General features: G+C 73.4%; 2 protein-coding genes. Both read left to right on the forward strand.

Annotated features, from left to right (window positions below; translation table 11 throughout):
• Nucleotides 1-235: 235 nt before the first annotated feature.
• Nucleotides 236-1,273, forward strand: a complete 1,038-nt coding sequence (locus ACZ6YG_RS44580) for a FecCD family ABC transporter permease (RefSeq protein ID WP_466021368.1) — start codon at nucleotides 236-238, stop codon at nucleotides 1,271-1,273.
• Nucleotides 1,270-2,013: an ABC transporter ATP-binding protein gene (locus ACZ6YG_RS44585; protein WP_466021369.1), complete on the forward strand. Its 744-nt coding sequence runs from the start codon at nucleotides 1,270-1,272 to the stop codon at nucleotides 2,011-2,013. Before ACZ6YG_RS44580 ends, ACZ6YG_RS44585 begins: the two co-directional genes overlap by 4 nt.
• Nucleotides 2,014-2,134: the final 121 nt, after the last annotated feature.

Raw genomic sequence — 2,134 nt, forward strand, 5'->3', positions numbered from 1 at the left:
ACATGCCCAGCTCGCCCGCCAAGGCCGCCGAGACCTTCGCCATCGTCAAGAACAGCCCGGCCGCCAAGGAGCAGCGCTACCTCGCCGTGCCCGTCACGGCCCAGCATCCCGGCTACCGCAACCTCCTGGCCGTCACCGACATCGCCAGGTTCCTGCACCCGGACGCCTTCACCCAGTGACCAGCACCACCCGGCAGAGCCCGGCGAAGACCGTGCCCGTCCCACGAAGCCGCCGAGTGAGCCGGTTCCTCCTGCTCGTCGCCGCGCTGATCGCCGCCGTGGTCGCCTCGACCTGGCTGGCGGTCAGCATCGGCGCGGTGCCCGTCGCCCTGCCCCAGGCCTGGGGCATCGTCGCCGACCGTGTCATCCCGGGCGTGGTCCCGCAGACCTGGACCCCGGTGCAGGAGCAGATCGTGTGGGAGTTCCGGCTGCCGCGCGCGCTGCTGGCCCTGCTCGTCGGGGCCGGGCTCTCGGTGGTCGGGGCGGTGCTGCAGGCGCTGGTGCGCAACCCGCTGGCCGACCCGTTCCTGCTCGGGGTCTCCTCCGGCGCCTCGTTCGGGGCGGTGCTCGTGCTGATCCTGGGCGCCTCCGCGCTGGGCGGGCTGTCGCTGTCGGCCGCCGCCTTCGCCGGCTCGCTGCTCGCGCTCGTGCTGGTGTACCTGATGGCTCAGCGGTCCGGACGGCTCACGCCGTCGCGGCTGGTGCTGTCCGGGGTGGCGCTGGCGTACCTGTTCCAGGCCGCCTACAGCTTCGTCCTGCAACTGGCGCAGAGCGGGCGGGCCGCCCAGCAGGTGCTGTTCTGGCTGATGGGCAGCCTCGGCGGCGCCCGCTGGCACGTGCTGCCCCTGCCGGCGGTCGTCCTGGCCGCCGGGGTGGCGTACCTGCTGCTGCAGCACCGGCCGCTGAACGCGCTGGCCGCCGGGGAGGAGACGGCCGTCTCGCTCGGCGTGAACGTGAACCGGTTCCGGCTGAGCCTGTTCGTGCTGACCTCGCTGCTGGTCGGGGTGATGGTGGCCACCAGCGGCGCGATCGCGTTCGTCGGCCTGATCGTGCCGCACGCCGCCCGGCTGCTCGTCGGCGCCGACCACCGCCGGGTGCTGCCCGTGACCGCCCTGCTCGGAGCCGTGTTCCTGCAGCTCGTGGACATCGCCGCGCGCACCGTCAACGCCCCTCAGGAACTGGCGCTCAGCATCGTCACCGCGCTGTTCGGCGTGCCGTTCTTCCTGTGGCTGCTGCGCCGCCGCTCGGTGGACCGGGCGGTGAGCGTCCAGTGAAGCTCGACCTGCGCGGCGTGTCCGTCGCGCTCGACGGCACTCCGATCGTGCGCGAGGCCGACCTGCTGGTGGACGACGGCGAGTTCGTCGGCCTGGTCGGGCCGAACGGCTGCGGCAAGTCCACCCTGCTCCGCTCGATCTACCGGGCGCTGCGCCCCTCGGCCGGGCTCATCGCCGTCGACGGCGACGACGTGCACCGGCTGCCCGCCCGCGAGGCCGCCCGGCGCACCGCCGTCGTCGCCCAGGAGACCCCGCCCGACCTGGACTTCACCGTGGCCGAGATCGTCGCCATGGGCCGCACCCCGTACAAGTCCGACCCCCGCGCCGACGAGGAGCTGTGCGCGCGGGCGCTGGACCGCGTCGGCCTGACCGGCGCCGCCGGCCGGATCTTCGCCACCCTGTCCGGCGGCGAGAAACAGCGCGTCCTGCTCGCCCGCGCCCTGGCCCAGCAGACCCGCCTGCTCCTGCTGGACGAGCCCACCTCCCACCTCGACATCCGCCACCAGCTCGAACTGCTGCACCTGGTGCGCGAGCTCGGCGTCGCCACCCTGGCCGTGCTGCACGACCTCAACCAGGCCGCCGCCTTCTGCGACCGCCTGTACGTGATGAACGCCGGTCGCATCGTCGCCGGCGGCCCGCCCGAGCAGGTCCTCACCCCCGAGCTGATCTCCGAGGTGTACGGGGTGCGCGCCGTGCGGCGGACCCAGCTCGTCTTCGAACGGCTCAAGGAGGAGCAGTGATCCCCCGACTGCTGGCCCTGTCACCCTCCATCCGGTGGCGCCTGGCCGGACTCGTACTGTTGCTGCTGTCCATCACCGCCACCTACGTCGGCCAGGGCGTCCTCGTCGCCCAGGCGCTGGC

The organism is Nonomuraea sp. NPDC054003, assembly GCF_055585125.1.